The 16,689-nt window shown below is 70.1% G+C and carries 16 protein-coding genes; all 16 read right to left on the bottom strand.

What is annotated here, in order from left to right:
• Positions 1-37: 37 nt before the first annotated feature.
• Positions 38-844, bottom strand: coding sequence for a toprim domain-containing protein (locus tag ACW173_RS25635; RefSeq protein WP_492086224.1), 807 nt, complete (start codon positions 842-844; stop codon positions 38-40).
• Between the two features lie 153 nt (positions 845-997).
• Positions 998-4,972 (bottom strand): nSTAND3 domain-containing NTPase, encoded by a 3,975-nt coding sequence (locus ACW173_RS25630; protein WP_492086223.1) that lies wholly within the window; start codon positions 4,970-4,972, stop codon positions 998-1,000.
• 135 nt (positions 4,973-5,107) lie between these two features.
• Entirely contained in the window at positions 5,108-6,361 is a 1,254-nt protein-coding gene (gene repC / locus ACW173_RS25625) for a plasmid replication protein RepC (protein ID WP_492086222.1), read from the bottom strand.
• A gap of 184 nt (positions 6,362-6,545) precedes the next feature.
• Positions 6,546-6,782, bottom strand: coding sequence for a ribbon-helix-helix protein, CopG family (locus ACW173_RS25620; RefSeq protein WP_492086221.1), 237 nt, complete (start codon positions 6,780-6,782; stop codon positions 6,546-6,548).
• Positions 6,783-6,909: 127 nt separating this feature from the next.
• The gene (locus ACW173_RS25615; protein WP_492086220.1) at positions 6,910-8,145 is read right to left on the bottom strand and encodes a TraB/TrbI/VirB10 family type IV secretion system protein; all 1,236 of its coding nucleotides are present in this window, start codon (positions 8,143-8,145) and stop codon (positions 6,910-6,912) included.
• Entirely contained in the window at positions 8,142-9,161 is a 1,020-nt protein-coding gene (gene trbG / locus ACW173_RS25610; RefSeq protein WP_492086219.1) for a P-type conjugative transfer protein TrbG, read from the bottom strand. Before trbG ends, ACW173_RS25615 begins: the two co-directional genes overlap by 4 nt.
• Entirely contained in the window at positions 9,158-9,844 is a 687-nt protein-coding gene (gene trbF / locus ACW173_RS25605) for a conjugal transfer protein TrbF (protein WP_492086218.1), read from the bottom strand. The genes trbG and trbF overlap by 4 nt, the downstream gene beginning before the upstream one ends.
• Before the next feature lie 18 nt (positions 9,845-9,862).
• A complete protein-coding gene (gene trbL, locus ACW173_RS25600) occupies positions 9,863-11,194 on the bottom strand; it encodes a P-type conjugative transfer protein TrbL (RefSeq protein ID WP_492086217.1) in 1,332 nt (443 codons plus the stop codon).
• Between the two features lie 6 nt (positions 11,195-11,200).
• On the bottom strand, positions 11,201-11,425 hold the full coding sequence (locus tag ACW173_RS25595; RefSeq protein WP_492086216.1) for a hypothetical protein: 225 nt from the start codon (positions 11,423-11,425) through the stop codon (positions 11,201-11,203).
• Positions 11,422-12,159 (bottom strand): TrbJ/VirB5 family protein, encoded by a 738-nt coding sequence (locus ACW173_RS25590; RefSeq protein WP_492086215.1) that lies wholly within the window; start codon positions 12,157-12,159, stop codon positions 11,422-11,424. The genes ACW173_RS25595 and ACW173_RS25590 overlap by 4 nt, the downstream gene beginning before the upstream one ends.
• Complete coding sequence (locus ACW173_RS25585; protein ID WP_492086214.1) at positions 12,156-12,443, bottom strand: hypothetical protein; 288 nt, start codon at positions 12,441-12,443, stop codon at positions 12,156-12,158. The genes ACW173_RS25590 and ACW173_RS25585 overlap by 4 nt, the downstream gene beginning before the upstream one ends.
• Entirely contained in the window at positions 12,433-14,892 is a 2,460-nt protein-coding gene (gene trbE, locus ACW173_RS25580) for a conjugal transfer protein TrbE (RefSeq protein WP_492086213.1), read from the bottom strand. The genes ACW173_RS25585 and trbE overlap by 11 nt, the downstream gene beginning before the upstream one ends.
• Positions 14,893-14,898: 6 nt before the next feature.
• On the bottom strand, positions 14,899-15,159 hold the full coding sequence (locus ACW173_RS25575; RefSeq protein WP_492086212.1) for a VirB3 family type IV secretion system protein: 261 nt from the start codon (positions 15,157-15,159) through the stop codon (positions 14,899-14,901).
• Positions 15,159-15,506, bottom strand: coding sequence for a TrbC/VirB2 family type IV secretion system protein (locus ACW173_RS25570; RefSeq protein WP_492086211.1), 348 nt, complete (start codon positions 15,504-15,506; stop codon positions 15,159-15,161). Before ACW173_RS25570 ends, ACW173_RS25575 begins: the two co-directional genes overlap by 1 nt.
• Before the next feature lie 233 nt (positions 15,507-15,739).
• Positions 15,740-16,030: a helix-turn-helix domain-containing protein gene (locus ACW173_RS25565; RefSeq protein ID WP_492086210.1), complete on the bottom strand. Its 291-nt coding sequence runs from the start codon at positions 16,028-16,030 to the stop codon at positions 15,740-15,742.
• Positions 16,031-16,158: 128 nt separating this feature from the next.
• Complete coding sequence (locus ACW173_RS25560; protein ID WP_492086209.1) at positions 16,159-16,686, bottom strand: hypothetical protein; 528 nt, start codon at positions 16,684-16,686, stop codon at positions 16,159-16,161.
• Positions 16,687-16,689 lie beyond the last annotated feature (3 nt).

Below are 16,689 nucleotides of genomic sequence, written 5' to 3'. Positions count from 1 at the left end.
GGACCATCCTGCCGATCGGGCGCACCCGCCCGGTCCCTCACTCCCCCCTTTGCCCGCCGATGCGGCCGCGCGCCTCGGCCGCATCCAGCTCATTCCAGTCGCCGAACCCCGGCGGCGGGAGGGCGATCCTCGTCGCGACGCCGAGCGTCTCGAGGGCGCGGGCGAGGGCGGCCGCGGACGCCTCCCCGTCCCGGCCGCGATCGGCGGCGATGATCACCCGACGCACCTCCGGGGGCGGACGCCAGGCGCGGAGATTGGAGGTCGAGAGGAGCGCCCAGGCCGGCAGGCCAAAGCGGCGCCGGGCCGACAACGCGGTGAAGACGCCTTCGGCGACGAGCAGGGTTTCAACCGCGACATCCAGGCGCACGGCGCCGCCGGGCGCGAGGCAGCCGACCGTCTTGCGCGCCAGCCGCAGCGCCGAGGCGCGGTGGCCATCGGCCCGCAGGTAGGTGATCTCGACGGCCGTGATCGCCCCGTCGCGATCGCAGACGCCAGCGAGCAAGGCCGGCCGGGTGGCCGCGCCCGGTCGATAGACCGAGAGCGGAACCAGGCCGTGGTGCCGCAGCGCCGAAGGTCCGGGCGGATCGCCGACCAGGCCCCGCAGCCGGCAATGACGCTCGGACAAGGTTCCGGCGACCGTTCGACCGTCGGCCCAAAGGGCCTGGGCGACCTCCCGGCGGCGCGCCCGGTCCTCGTCTCGACCCGGGCGCCGCGGCGAGGCCGCCGGGTCGTCGGCTCCGTCGCCCAGCAGGCCCCTGGCGCGAAGATCGTCGCGGACCCGGCGCCAATCCCCGTCGCCAAACGTATGGATGATCAATCGACCGTCGCGCTCCAACAGGGACACCGATCGATCCCGTCGGCTATGGCCCGGGGCGGGGATGTTGGCGCGACGACCTCCGGCATAGAGATCGCCCCCAAGCGCTCTGACAATGGATTTAAGGGACATGGCAAGGCTCCAGCGACCGCAAACCAGCGGCCCGCCGGCCTGGCCCTCCCTTCACCCTTTCCGGCGGGTGGGCTGGAACAGGCCTGGCAAGCTGGACATCACGGCTTCACGCACCCTGAACTCGCCCAATCCCTCCAAAACCGTTCGCGGCATCGGCGCGCCGCCCGCCAAGGCCGCCTTCATTCCTTGACTGACCGCCTCGGGGAGGAGCCCGGCGATGGCGTCGGCCAGGTCGAGGTCTCGCCGCAGAGCCGCGAAGCTCATCGGGATCAAGAGGGCGGCCCTCTGCGGATCGGCGCCGATCGCCTTGGCAAGGCGCAAGGTCGCGTCCGGCTCGCCGGTGGTCCCGATGGCCAGGGCCATATTGTTGGCGATCCAGGCCGCGCGACGGGTCAATTGCTGCAGGTCGAACCGGGCGGCCCGCGAGGGCGCGACCACGCCCGCCCGATAGAGCGCGTGGGCGGCCGCGGCGTGAATCGTCGGACGCCCCTGTTCGAGGACGATATCGGCCAAGCGATTGAGACCGGTGTCGCCGCCTTGAGCGGCCACGGCGCCCAGCAAGGCGTGGAGCAGATCTGTGTCCTCGGTCTCAAGGGCGGTCGCCAGCAGCGTTTCCACCGTGTCCGGCGACAGCGGGGCTTGCTGGGCCAGCAGATCGGCGGCGGCTTCGGCGATCGGGAAGCTGGCCTCTTCGCCATAATAGGTCTGCGCCCGGCTCCAACGATCCTTGGTCAGAGCGACCAGGGTCGGCTGGAGGGCGGGGTGGGGCCTCTGCTTCAGGAGGTCGACCAAGGCCTGACGCACCCGGCTTCCCTTGTCGCCCGCCAGGGCCAGCAGGCGCGCGGAAAGGGGATCGGGTTCGCGGGGGGCGAGCGCGACCAGGGCCGCGCGCCGAACATCGGCGAACCGGTGGCCAAGACCGGCCTCGACGACATCCCAGTGTCCAAGCTCGACAGCCAGGCCAAACGCCGTGACCGCCCTGGCGATATCCTCGTCCTTCACACCGGGGGTGGCGAGCAGCCCTTCGATCAGGTCGCGGGCGTCCCGGCCCGAGGCCGCCAGCAATCGCGCCTTGGCCAGCTGCAGGTCGGGGACCCCCGAAGCGTCGATCTTGTTCAGGCTGGTGGCGTCCTCGTCCGAAAGCGGCGCGGCCTCGCCGGTCAGGACAAGGCGCGCCAGGGTCTGGAACGGCTCGGCTGCCGACGGCGCGATCTTGGCGAAGTCGACCACGGCGTTCTTGACGCCGTAGCCTTGCTGGGCGGCCTTCAAGTCCGTCATCCATCGCAACACCTCGCCCAGGTTTGCGGCCTGGGCGGCGGCGCCGAGCGCGGCCTTCACGGCTTCGGGCTCGTGCCGGGCCATGACCTCGATCACCGCGCGGCGCGTGGATCCGTCGAGCGAGGGATCATCCAACCGTGCGGCCAGTCGTCCGGCCAGCCGGGGAGACCATGTGTCTTCGGCCAGGTCCCAAAACCGGGATTCGTGACGATGCCCGCGGCATGCGTCGGCCAGGGCCTCCAGTTCCTCCGGCTCGGGCGTGGCCTCGGGCTCTGCCGCCAGACCGATCCAGGTCCACAGCAGATCGTCGCGGTCCGGTCGGGCGAGGATCGCTCGCCACCCGCGCAACCGACGCAGGTCCGCCAGGAAAGCCTTGATGAAGGTGTCGGCCGTATCGCCCTGGTCGTAATATCGCTCCGCCAGGTACTCCTCATAGCCTTCACTATGCTCGCCGTTGCGAATCTCCAGCCACAGCTGGTCGTCATTGGAGCCAAGAAGCTTGCGGCTTTCGGCGATCGCCGCCGTCACGACCGGCTCGAACCCGTCGAAATCGACGATCGCGCCGCGGGCGACGGCCTCGGAATTCCAGCTCTGGCCGTCGGCGACCATGCCCAGGGCTGCATCGCGGAAGGCGTCGGTCTGCGGCCCGGCCACCCGCGAGAGGCGCTTGGCGAAGTCCTGTGGAAAGCGGTCGCGCGGGCCGGCCAGGAGTTCGCGCACGAACCGACCCGCCAGGGCCCGGACGTCGGGATCTGCCGCCAGAACCTCGGCCTGGGCCTTGGTCGGCTTGGTGTCGCGCCAATGATCGAGATTGCCGAACAGCTTGCCCCTCGCCATGAGCCATCGCGCCAGGTCGGCAATGGTGTCGCCGACGGCGCCGACGTCCGCCGCCAGCTTCAGGTCGTGGTCCAGCTGGCCGCCCTTGACCGCCAGCCGCCGGCGAAGGAACCCGTCCAGGCGAGCCTGGGCGGCGGCCGACAGCCGGATGGCGACATCGTCGCGCCTGGCTCCCTGGACCAGCTGGGCGGCGGATTCCTGACCCCAGTCGGCGTCGCCGTCGTCTTGGTCGTGCAGCACATCGACCAGATGGCCCAGCAGCCTGGCCGCCCGCGCGGCGTTGGCCTTGATCACCCGCTCCAGCCCGGCTTCGACGCGAGGATGGTAGTAGCTGATCACGTCCTTGGGCTGGCGGATGTTGCGGCCCGCCGCCATGAAGCGGATCAGGGGCTCCACCCGGTCCTCGACCGTGTGGTCCTTGTCGCCCAGCGCCAGGGTGATGTCGGGGATGGCCGTCCATGAGAGCTGCGGGCGCGCCTTCAGCAGCCCCCAGACGGCGATGGCCGCCGGCGTGTCGTCACGATCCTCGATCTGCTCGACGATGGTGGTTTCGATGGCGTCGTAGTGGGACCGTTCGATCGAGCGGCTGATCAGTTCGGGCGTCGTCTCGCCCGATCGGGCGCCGTCGCGCAGGCCGTCGAAGAACTTCTGGATCTCATAGGGGCTCTCGAGGCGCTCAAGGATCCGGCCGCGAGCGGCGTGGACGCTGGGCTTGAGCGTTTCGGGCAGGTCGCGCAGGCGGTTCTCGAACAGCTGGTAGCGCTCCTTCTGCCCGTAGTGCCGCGTCTCCAGGTGGACGAACCACTCGGCGTTCAGCCGCGTGGCTCCCGCCTCCGAGAGCACGTCCGAGCGCGTCGTGACGATGAAGCGGCGGTCCTTGCGCGCCTCCTGGAGCATGCGGTCCAGATCGGTGTTCCAGGCCCGGTGATCGGCGTGGAACCGGTATTTGCCCCACGGATCCTCGATCATGAACACGACCGGCGACGGATCACGATAGTTCCAGACGTCGTAAGGGCCCCGGACCGTGACCACCTTGAAGGCCCCGTCGATCTTGGTCTTCAGGTGGTCGAGCAGCATGTCGGCGGCCGTCGTCTTGCCGGTGCCCGAACTGCCGACGATGACGATGGCGTTTCGCGTCTCCAGGGCGGAAACCAGCTCGCGCCAGTTGGTCGGCTTGACGAAGGCGGCGACCCGGGAGGTGTTGGACAGATAGCCCTCGAATTCCGCGATCGTGGCCTCGAGGGCCTCGCGGGTCCAGTCGGACGGTCCGTTCTTCATGTGCCACAGGGCGATCTCGCGCAGCTTGGCCAGGCAAGCCTCGACGTGGATGCGCGGGACCTTGCAGGTGACCAGCAAAAGCTCGCGGATCAGCGCTTCCAGTTTTTGCTCATCGAGCTGGGCCAGAACGCCGATCCTCCCGGCTCCCTGGGGGACAAGCTTGGCGAGCGTGGCGGGCAGGGTCGCCGGCCATTGGCCGACGGCGCGCACGCCCAGGTCTCGAGCCTTGCCCTTCAGGTCGGCGCTGGTCATCAGCAGATAGCGCAGCTGGGCGTCGCCGTTGAGCAGGGCGGCGGGCGACTTGCGCCGCCGATCGGCGGCGGACTGATCCTCCTCGGCGTCGCGACGGGCGATCAGCTTCTCGAGATCCTCCAGGCTCCACGGTTCGGTGTTGCGCAGCTTGGCCTGCACGATCAGACGGTCGTCGGCCAGGCCCAGCGCCGTGGCGGCGCTCGCTCTTGCCTCGTCAGTCAGGTCGCCCGCCAGGTCTTCGTGGTTGGCGGGCTCCAACGTGATCCTGTCCAGGCGCTTCTGGGCGATGATCAGGTCCAGGGCGACATAGATCGAGACGTCGACCTGGTAATAGTACCCCGCCAGCCCGGCCGGCGCGCTGGCCTGATTGGTCTCATCCATCGATCGCGCCCTCCCGGCCAGAAGCGCATGGCGATAGTCGATTTTCACGCAGAGCGCGACTTCCGGCGCGCCTCGCCCGAACTTCGGGGCGCCAAATCGCCTCTGTGCCGCACAGGGCTGGACCCCGCAGCGCCTTCATCGTTCCCCGCGCCTGGGCGGCGTTTTCCCGAACCGGTCCTTCAGCCCGTACAGGCTGGGCAGCAGGTGCAGGCACCCCACCTTCTCGCGTTCGCACATGGCGCGCAGATAGCCGCCGGCCGAGCTCCTGATCTCGCCGTCCTTCCAGCGGGCCAGGATGGTGGTCAGGGCGACAGCGGCGCGGTTTCGGCCCATGGCCTCCCGCGCCTCGCGAACGGCCGACAGGTTGATCCCCATCAGGGGCGCGGCGCGGCCGACGGCGTCGACCAGGTCCTCCCACGCGGCGCCGGCCAGATCTTCCAGATAGTCGCCGACCTCGGGCACGGCCTCCAGCACCAGCGACAGCGGGATCACCTCGTCGCTGACCAGCGCCTCCACCCGCGAAGGTTCAACCGCCACCGAGGCGGATGTCGTTCGCGCCGACGGCTCGACTACCTCTCTCCGAAGAGATGGATACGTTGATCCTTCAGATCTTGGCTGGGTTGTAGGTTCTTTCTGGGCTTCGTCCACGACGCCCCTGGGCTTATATTGTCCGTCCTGACGGGCCCTGACCCAGGCCGCATCCACGGCGGCCAGCAGCGCCTGGAACGTCTCGTGCAGCGCCTCGAGCTCTCCGAGAGAGGGGGTCCGGGGAAGACGGCCCAGGGCGTGATCGACAGCGCCGTGCCAGTCGAAGCCGCCATAGCCGCGATGGAGCGCGTCGGCGCAGACAGTGCGGATCTCCCGCCGGATCTCGCCCAGCTTGCGCTTGAGGTGGCGACGTTGGGCCTGCTCGAGGCCGCGGGCGGCCGCCAGGTCGGCGAACTCGTCCCAGCGCACGGCCAGCGGCGCGAGATCAAAGCCGAAAGCCTCAACGATGTGGCCGCGCTCGTCGCGATAGCCCCAGCGCTTGCCGTTGCCGCTGTCCTTCATGTGGACCAGGCCCGCGCGCACCGCCGCGCGGATCAGGCCCTGGACGCAGCTTCGCGAGCGCTGCAGCTCTTCGCAAAGCGCATCGTTGGAGGGCCAGGCGATCGGCCGGGTGCGGCCGATCCAGTCCTGTTCGGCGGTGACTCGCACCAGGGCGCGCATCAGGCGCACGACCCCGTCGCCGAGCCCCAGCCGGGGCGCGGCCCGCTCGAAACGATCGAGCAGCATGGCCTTGGAGATGCCCTCCGGCAGGCCTTGGTAGGTGTCGGCGAGCTTGGCGGCCGCCCACTGGGCGTCCGCCAGACGGCGCACGTCACCGATCCCGTTCGAGACGGTCTGCATATCCTGCTCCTCCTTGGGGAGGCCGCAGGCGCACAAGTTCCCGTCGCGCGAACGCGCGTTTTTGGATTGCGGCGATGTCGGTGATTCGGTTAGAAAGAGCAGGACTTGAGAGCTCGGTCGGGGTTGGCGCCCCGTCTAGCGAATGACCTGGAGAGCCCGGCGCGTTTCGGCGAGCCGGGTTTTTCTATGCGCTCACGGCACGGTTCCTTTCCGATTGCCCCCGCTCGAAGTACTCCCGAAGCGCTTGCTCCAGAGCCGCCGTGCGGTTGTTGAACCCGCGCCCGTCCTTCATCGCATCGAGCCTGTCGATGAGATCCCTATCCACCAGCGCGTTCAGTTGTCCCTTGCCGCGCGCCCGGGCCTCGGCCCGGAGACGCTTCTGGTACTGCGCGTGATATTCGAGGTCGCGTGCGGTCGTCATGGCGCGGACGATAAGATCGCGATTCCGGCCACCGGAACTAATAAAGGTGAGCGCCCAATACCGGGGACGCGCGAATAAACGTCTTGAGTTGAAGAAGAATCGGACTCGCCGCCCGAGTCGCGACGCATCAGCGACCTCCCACGACTTCAGGCGGCAGGATCAGGTCTTTGTCGACCATGACCCGCACTGGGAAGCCCGGACGGATGCGCAAGGTCGGGGCGCGCTGCAGGTCGCGCTCGACCAGGCGCTGGCCGGTCTGGCTGGCCTGGGCGGCGATCCCGCCCGCGCCATCCTGCAGGACCAGGTTTTCGCTGCCGCGGGCGATGCTGTTCTGGGCCGCGGCCCCGCCGATCGAGATCAGGGTCGACAGGCCGATGGCCCGGGCCAGGACCGGCAGGTGGGTGTCGACCTTGTCCGTCAGGCCCGCCGTCCCGGTCGCGTCGGCCCCGGTCATGCCGGCCAGGTCCACCGAACGTCCCGATGGCCAGATCAGCCGTGTCCAGACCAGCAGCACCCGGTCCTGACCATAGCCGACCTGGCTGTCGTACTTGCCGATCAGCCGCGCGCCCTGCGGGATCAGCACCCGTCGGCCGGTGCGATGATCAAACACCGGTTCGGTGACCTGGGCGGTGACCAAGCCGGGGAGGTCGGAATTGAGGCCGGTGATCAAGGCGGCCGGAATGACGGTGCCGGCCTTGACCTCGTAGGGCGACAGCGCCGCCTGCGGCAGGCTGGGCGCATAGGTGGGACCGGCCGCGCCCGCGCGGGCGATGAACGCCTCCTTGGGACGAGACCCGTCGCCCGGCGTAGCGACCGGCGCCGCCGCGCCCAGCGAGAAATCCGCAGCGGCCGGCGCGGAGGCCTGGGCCGCGGGAGCCGGGGCCCCGCCGAAGAACGGCCCGGCCCGTCGCGCCGCCTCACGCTCGTCGGCCCGCTGGCGAGCGGCCGGGTCGGGTGGGGCGCCGGGGCCGGCCGGCCCGGTCGGCGAACCCGGCGCTTGGCCGCCGTCTAGAGTCCCAGAGGGACCCGACGCCGGGGCGGCGGGCGCGAACGGCGAGGCCTTGGGCGGGGGCAGATCGCCATAGGTCGCCGGCAGGCGCGCGTCGACTGGCGCCGTGGTGGCGGCCTCGGGACTGGCCTGAGGTTCGGCCGGCGCCCTGGCGGCCTTGCGGCCGCCGCCGAAGGCGATCAGAAACCCAATCCCGACCAGCAGCAGGACGCCCAGCACGCCCGAAAGGATCACCGCGGGTCGATAGCGGGCGATCGGCCGGCGCGGCGCATCGAGCACCGAGCGCGGGGCGGCCTTGGCCGAGGCCGACGCGTCCAGCTCCGCGGAACCATCGCCGTGGGCGGCTGGGCTCACCGGGCGCCGCCCTGGCGCGAGATGCGCACGATGCTCTGGCGGCCCTCGCCGATCCGCAGCTCGGCCCGATCGATCAGGCGGTCGACGACATAGAAGGTCCCGCTCTGGCGGTAGTTGACCAACTCGGCGCGGTCCTTGTCGCCCAGCAGAAAGAGCGGCGGAGCCTGGTCGGTCGCCAGATCGGCGGGGAACTCGATATAGGTCTTGGCCCCGTCGTCGAAGACCCGCACCGGGGTCCAGCGCGGCGGCCTCCGATCCTTGGGATCGATGCGGTAGCGGAAATTCAGGCGGTCGACGGCGACGTCGGCGGCGACGGCCGAGGCCTGTTGCTGGGCCAACACGCGCTCGGCGGCGGCGGCCTTGGCCAGGTCCTGCGGATAGTTCCAGCTCAGGACGGCGGTGTAGACCCCGCCGGCGTTGCTGACCGCATCGATCAGGTAGGTCCGCTGGTCGGTGGTCAGGACGATGTTGGTGCGCAGGTCCGGCCGGATCGGCTTGACGAACACCACCACCTGGGACGCCTCGCCGGCTCCGGCGCTGGTCTCGCCGATCACCCAGCGGACCGTGTCGCCGGCGGCCTTGGAGATCAGCTTCTCGCCGGGCTTGAGCGCGATGGTGGTCAGGAACCTTGGACTGGTGTGGACGGTGTAGAGCCGGCCGGGCTCGAAGTCGTAATAGAGCGCCGAATTGACGTAGGCCGCCGGGGTCGGCCAGTCGCGGGCCTGGGCGTTGGCCAGGGCGATGGTGGCCATCGGTCCGGACGCCTCGCGGCGAACCCGCCTCGGCGCCGCCCGGCGCCTGGGCTTCGGCGCGGCATGCGCGGCGGCTGTTCCCCCGCCCGAGGCGATCTGCTGGGTTTGCGCCGCCCGGATCGGCGCGGCCGGCGAGGGACCGGACTTGGCCGCTGGAGCGGGACCATCGGGCGCGGCCGGCGCCGACCCGGGGACCAGGCCCAGAAGGAGGGCGACCGCCAGGGCCGCGACGGACAGGCGCCAAGGCGCGACAGGGCCGCTCATAGGTCTCGACTCCACTGGAAGGCGGTGATGAAGACGCCCAGGGGGTTGGCGCGAAGCTGGGCCTCGTTGCGCGGCGGGGTGTGGGCGACGGTGAACAGCCCGGTCCAGCGCTGAGCGGGCAGGGCCGCGCCGTGATCGTAAACGGTCTCGCGCCACTGGACCTGGTAGGTGGTGGGACTGCGCGGCAACACCGAGACGATTTCGACCGTGGCGGCCTCGTCGCCGACCCGCGCGAAGGGATCGTGGTCGCGGGCGTGCTGGGTCAGGGTCGCCTTGGCGTCGCCCGAGACGAAGGCGTAGGCCCGCACCCAGTTTTGCCGCAGCACCACCGGGTCGGTGCTCTTGGCCCGCACCAGTTGCACGAAGTCGGCGACGAAATAGCCGGTCTCGGCCTGGCCTGGCCGATAGGTGCGGTCGGCCGGCTCGATCCGGCCGGGCCGGCCGTAGCGGTCGACCGGCACCACATAGGTGGCGATCTTGGTGTCCTGGCGCTCGTAGATGTAGGCCCCCAACGAGAGCGCCGCGAGACCGGCGCAAGCAAACGCCATCAGCCGCCAGTTGCGGGCCGCGGCCAGCTTGGCGCCGTCGCGGTCGTCATGAATTTGGCCGGCGCGCTGATAGGGCGTCTCGGTCGGCAAGGAGTCGCCGTAGCGCTCCTGGGCGCGGCGGAAGGCGGTGGACATCGACTAAGGCTCCGAGGCTCAAGGGTCTTCGGACGGCGGGTGGATTTGCGGCATGCCGATCGGCTGGCCGGCGGCGTCCTCGCGCCACGGCCGCGCGCCGCTGACCGCCCCGCCGCCACGCGATCGGCCACGGCGGCCTGGGCTGGGCGGCGGTGTCTGGCCGCCGCCGTCGCTCCCGCCTCCCTCGGCGGGCGCCGCCGGATCGGTCGAAGGTTGGGAGAACGAGGCCTTGGCCTTGGCCACCACGCTGGCCAGGCTCGGGGCGGCGCCGCCGGGCGGCGAGCCGCCCGAAGGCGGACTGGGGCTCGCCCCGCCACCCGAGGCGCCGCCGCCAGGCGGCCCCCCGCCGGAAGAGGGCGAGCCGCCGCCCGAGGGCCCACGGCCGCCACCCATGCCGCGCAGGCCGGCCGCGCCTCGGGCGGCGCTGGCCCCCGCGCCGGCCGCCATACCGCCCATCGCCCAGCGGCCCGCCAGGGCCAGGCCGCCGGCGGTGGCGGCCAGGCCCACGACGCTGGAGGCGGCCGATCCCGCGTTCAATTGCGGCGTCCCGGTGATCTGGGCGGCGGCGATCGCCGGGATCTTCAGAGCCAACATCAAAAAGACGATGGCCGCGACCAGCAGCCCGCAGCTCTCCTGCCAGGTCGGGTCTGGCGAGACGATGTAGCTGGAGAAGATCTGCTCGCCGATCGACACGACCATGGCCAGGGCCATCATCTTCACCCCCACGGCCGGCACGTAGGCGATCGCCCGTTCGGCCAGGAACGCGGTCTGGGTGAGGATCCCGAACGGCACCATCACGAATGAGATCAGGGTGACCACGTAGAACTCAATCACCGTGACGACGACTTCGACGCCCAGGAGCACGAAGGCCAGGATCACGCCGATGATGACGATGGCGGTGACCAAGATGGTGTCGATGTGGGTGAAGAAGCCCACCCCCATGCCTTCGCTGGCCAGCCGGCCGATGTACTTCAAAAGCTCGAAGGCCACGTCCAGGCCGTCCCAGACGATCTTGGACGGGGCGTTGAGAAAGTCGCTCAGGCTCATCCGACCGCCCCCGGCCTTGAGGCCCAGGGCGGTGAAGCCCTTGATCACCGTCAGGGTCAGGGGATGCCAGTTGCTGATCAGCCAGGCGAAGAAGCCGAACAGCAAGAGCTTTCGGATCAGCGCGGCCGGCACGTTGTCGTTTTCGTCGACGGCCCAGAGCAGCGCCGACAGGCCAAGGCTGATGACGATCAGGGCCGCGAAGGTCGTTCGCACGTCGCCGTTGATCAGGCCAAACCCCGCTCCGACCTGACTGGTGAAGCGCGCGAGGAAATCGTCGAGGGCGGAGGGGGAGGCTGTCTGCATCGGCGGCTAGTGGAGGTCGCGTTCGGACAGGCGGCCCGGTTTGCGCTGGACGTAGGCCACCGAGCAGGGGTCGTTCGTGTCGCGAATGTCCGGGTCGGGGCAGCGCTTTGGCTTGGCGGTCGGGGGCTTGGCCGCGACCTCGGCTGGGGCCTTGGCCGAACCTTGGCCGCAGGCCGCCAGGGCCAGGCACAGCGACAGGACAAGCCCGGGGGTGGTCTGAACTTTGGTCATTGCAGGACGTCTCCGGAGAAGCGAGGCGCGCCGCGGGTCACCGCCGAATTGCGCTGACGGTCGGCCTCGCTCTTAATGACGACGGCGCGCCGTTCGGCCTCCCAAGTTTCCGCCTGCCGCGCCTGGGTGATCATCAGGGTCTGCAGCTGGGTCAGCTGGGTGGAGAGCGCGGCCAGGAGTTGGTTGGTGGCCTGGATGGCCGCGGTCTGACCAGCGGCCGATTGGGAGGCGCCGACCGCCGAAGCCACCGCCTGGCCGGTCGCGCCCTGGGCCTGGACGATCTGGTTCTGAACGGCCATGGCGTCCTGCAGGGTCTGACGGCTGCTCTGGCTCCAGCTGGCCAGGCGCGCGGCCAGGTCGCGGGCCGACAGACCGCTCAGATCGTCCGGATAGAGGTCTGCGAAGCTCTGGCTGATATTGGCGGCCTGATAGCCCAGCCCCCGGGCCTGCTGCAGCAGCGTGGTGGCCTGGCCGGCGATGTCGCGCAACGGGCCGGTGACGTCCACGCCCAGGGTCTGCAGCATCCGCGCCTGGTTGGTCAGCTGGCTCTGCAGGGCCTGGATCTGCGACAGCCCGTTGGAGACGGTCTTGATCGCCTGGGCCACGGCGGCCGGATCGTAAACGGTGACCTGGGCGCGCGCCTGGCCGGCGGCGCCGGCGGTCCCAAGCCCAACACCCAGCGACAGGGCAAGGCTCAGGCCCGAACGCATCAGGCCGCGACGGGAGGGGATCATGGGCGAGGCTCCGAGATCGAGGTCGGGAAGGGCGGGTCCGATCGCGCGCCGGTCCAGTCCAGGACGAGGTCGGCCAGGCGATGGCGGACCAGGATCGCCGCCCCGATCAGGCCCAGGCCGACCAGCAGGAGGCGCGGGTCGCGCAGGGCCGGGGCCAGGACCATGGTCAGGACCATCCCCGGCGCCAGGGACAGGACAAAGGTCAGGCGCGCCAGGCGTCGCGCGCGCGCGGGGACCGCGGATCGCTCGACCGGGGCGGGTTCGGCCTCAAGGTCAGGCCGCATCGCGGGCCTCGTCGAGGAAGTCGCCGACCTCCGGCAAGCCCTTGGCCCGATAGAAGCCGGCGGCGAACCCCTCGGGTCCCGCCTGGCGCAGCACCTTGTCGATCAGCGACTGGTCACCGGGGCTGGCCGAGCCGACGGCGGCCAGGGCCACAGGGCCAAGGCCCAGCTCGAAGAGCCGGTCGCCCGCGGCGCTGTGATAATAGTATTCGCGCTTGGGCGCGGCGCCGGCGATGATCTCGATCTGTTGGTCGTTGAGCCCAAACCCGGCATAGGCCTTGGCCACCAGGGGCGTTCGGGCCTCGGGGTTGGGCAGGAAGATACGGGTAGGGCAGCCTTCCATCAGCGCGGGGGCGATGGGGCTGTCGGTGATGCTCGACAGCGACAGCGTGCTGAAGACGACGCAGACATTGAGCTTGCGCACCGTCCACAGCCACTCGCGGATCTTCTGGGCGAAGGCGGTCGACTCCAGGAACCGCCAGGCCTCGTCCAAGACGATCAGGGTCGGCCGGCCGTCGAACCCGCGCTCCAGGACGTGAAAGAGATAGGTCAGGACGGGGCCCAGGGCCGCGGGCGTCTCCATCAGGGCCCCCAGCTCGAAGGCCTGCCAGTCGCGCGCGGTCAGCCGCTCCTCTGCCGCGTCCAGCAGCCGGCCATGGGGCCCGTCCAGTGTGAAGGGCTTGAGCGCGGCCTTGACCGCGTGGTCCTGGACCGTGGCGGCCAGCACCGTCAGGGTGCGCTGCTCGGCCGGCCCCGAGGCGAGGTTGGCCAGGGCCGTCCACAGCTCGTCCTTAAGGGCGGGCGTGGCTACCACGCCGCCGGCGGCCAGCAGGTCCAGGAGCCAGTCCTGCGCCCAGATACGCTCTTCGTTCCGGTCGATCCGCGCTAGCGGTTGGAAGGCCGGCGCCTCGCCCCACGGGCCCAGGTCGTAGAAGCCGCCGCCGACCAGCAGACTGGCGGCGCGGCTGGAGCGGCCCTTGTCGAACATCACCACCCGCGCGCCGGGATAGCGCCGCCACTGCAGGGCCAGGGTGTTGAGCAGCACCGACTTGCCCGCGCCGGTGGGCCCGACCACGAAGGTGTGGCCGACATCGCCCTGGTGCAGGTCCAGGCGAAAGGGCGTGGTGGCGTTGGTGCGGGTGTGCATCAGCGGCGGCTGGACGCCCGGACGGCCTTGCTTTTCCAGCTCTTCGGTCAGGTGGGCGTTGACCAGCGGGCCTGGCCAGATGGCCGAAACCGGCAGCAGGTCGCAGAGATTGAGCGAGCTGACCATGGGCCGGCGCACATCGGCATAGGCCTGGCCGGGCAGGCCGCCGAGCCAGGCTTCGACCGCGTTGAGGTCCTCGACCTTGGTGACGAAGCCGGCGCGATTGATCACCGCGTCCACGGCCCGGACTTTGGCGGCCAGCCGGTCCGGGTCCGGGTCGGTCAGGGTCACGGTCGGGGTGACATAGCCCATGGCCGCCGCGTCGCTGCCCAGGATCGCCAGGGCCGCGTCGGCGTCCTGGGTCTTTTGCAGGGCGTCGGGATCCTCCAGCAGCGAGGGCTCGTGGGTGATGGCCTCCTTGAGGAGCGCCAGGACGCCCTTGCGCTTGGAGAACCAGCGCTTGCGCAGGGTGGTCACCGCCCGGCGCGCGTCCTCCTTGTCCAGCGGCAGGAAGCGGCAGACCCAGCGGTAGGAGAGGCCCAGCGCATTGAGCTGGTCGAGGAGTCCTGGCCAGGAGGCGGCCGGATAGGCCCGCACGGAAAGGGTGCGCAGATAGTGGTCGCCCAGGCGCGGATAGAGCCCGCCTTGGAAGTCGTCGTCGGTGAGCACCGCGTCCAGATAGATCGGGATCTGCGGCCGGGCCACGGGCTGGCGCTTGGTCGAGACGCAGGCGTGCAGATAGGTGAGGGTGGCCTCGTCATCGAGCGGAGCCACCAGCGGAAAGACCCCGGCCAGGATGTCGCGCACGGCCCCGACCGTGGCCTTGAATTCCTCCAGCGCCAGGCGATAGAGTGCGTCCGCACCCCGGCCCTGGGGGAGGTTTTCCACCAAGAGGCTCTCGGCCCGGCCGATGGCGTCGGCGGCCGGCAGGTAGGTGAAGGTCGCGAAATAGCGCGACTCGAAATGGGCCGACTCGGCTTCGAAAGCCGCGCGCCGCTCCTCGTCCATCAGGTGGCTTACGGGATCGGGAAAGACGCTGGCCGGATAGGAATTAGAGGGCGATCGCACCGCCTCCAGGTGCAGGCACCAGCGCGAACCAAACCGCCGCAGGGCGTTGTTGAGCTGGGCGCGCACGGCCATCAGCCCCGCGGGCGTGGCCGAGGCCAGGTCCGGCCCCCGAAACTCCAGGCTCGTCTGGAACGACCCGTCCTTGTTGAGCACGATCCCCGGCGCGATCAGCAGGGCCCAGGGGAGGTGGTCGCAAAGCCGGCTCGAGCGCGTGCGGTACTCGTTGAGGAACAGCATAAGCGCCTAGCCGTCGTAGTGGGTCGGCTGGCGCAGGTGCCGGCGCAGGATGTCAAAGACGTAGGGGTCGCGCTTGGCCATCCACAGCGCCGCGCCGTAAAGCACGGCGCCCAGCGGCAGGCCGATCCATGGCGCCTGCAGGCCCAGCGCCAGCACCGCAGTCAAGGTGCCGATCAGAACCGCGGTCATGCGCGGCACCCCCGCCAGGGTCACGGGCTCGGAGAGCGAGCCGTGGAAGTCGATCTCGTAGCCGTCCGGGGCGCCCATCAGATCGCCGCCCCGCCGGTGAAGCCCAGGAACCCCAGAAAGAAGGTCGAGGCGGAGAACGCGATGCACAGGGCGAACATCACCTGCATGCCCTTGCGCACCCACGAGCCGCCCTCGGAGATGGCCACCCCCAGGCCGGTGACGGCGATGGCGATCACCCCGATGGCCTTGGCCACCGGTCCGGTGATGGAGTCGGCGATCTGGGTCAGCCAGTTGTCCCAAGGCATGCCGCCGCCCGTTCCCCCGGCCCAGGCCGGCTCGAACACGAGCAGGGCCAGGGTCAGGCCGATCGCGAGGTTGGCGGCGGCTGAGCGCAAGCGGCGGTGGCGGCGTTGGGCGGAGATCATGGGCGCCTCGGGTTGAGTCGAACCGACCCTGGCAAACCCGTTATGGGGACGACAATTCCGAGGAAATGCGGGTGGCAGTCCTGCGGGTGCGGACTTCCACCCGCAGAGTCTCAGTGCTGAAGCTTGGCGCGTGGGCGGCGTTTTCGGGCGCGGGCGCGCAGGCCTCGTCCTGGACGCGCGGGGCGGCGTCCAGGACGAGGCCTGGCCGAGGATCTGGCGGGCAGGGCGGGTCGCTAGCCGCAGGGCGGAATGGGTTGATCGCCAGGGGCGGACCCGCCAGGAAGGGCCGGCGGCCGCTCGGATGGCGCGTCCTCCAGCGCGATCGGCGGAATTTCCCCGCGCTGGATGGCGATCGCCACCGCCTGCATGCGATTTCGTGCGCCCAGGCGCTTATAGGCGTCCGACAGGTACTGGTTCACCGTTCTGTAGGACAGGCCCAGGATGAACCCAATCTCGACGGCGGTATGACCTTTGCTTGCCAAGATCAGGCACTGGCGCAGGCGCGGTGACAATACATTGCTCACGAACTCTACTCCTAGCTGGCACGGAACCAGCCGGCGTCATGTTTCGTCGACAGCACTCAAAGCACAGGCCGTTCTCAAGCGGCGAACACTCCGCATGCCGGATTCTTCGCGAACGCCGGCAACACACGTCATAAAAGCGAGCTCTCGTCGCATCGGCGCGCGACGGGCTCACCCGTCATCGACCCTCTCAGGCCCATGGCGGGGTCGGCCGGTCCAAGTCGTTTCCTCAGATCTTGAAGGTCCAGGCCGGTGAGGGGCCGCCCTTGCGATCCCGCGCCCCAGGCGATGCAGGCGATCATGCCGTAGCTCCAGAGCGCCAGAACCGTCAGATAACCCGCCGCGCCAAGCCTCCCCTCGGCGGTGATGAAGGCCAGGTGCGCGCCGACCGTCAGGACCTGGAACGCCGCGGCGAGGACTGGCCAGAGCTTTTCAGATCCGAGGACGACGGCGACCGACACGCCCAGAACGACGGCGTCGATGGCGATCACCGCGCCCTGGGGTCCGGTCCAGGGTCGTTTCTCGACCGCCAGCGACGCCATGCAGGCGGCCAGATAGACCGCGCCCAGGACCTTCTCCTCCCAGCGCCCCCGAATAAGTGCGGCCACGCAGACCAGCACCATGGCGATGGCGAAGACGAGGGGAGACCAGGCGAACACGCG

The sequence above is a fragment of the Caulobacter sp. ALps2 genome (assembly GCF_058681635.1).
The sequence above is the reverse complement of the archived record's forward strand: the minus strand, read 5'-3'. Positions and strand labels throughout refer to the sequence as shown.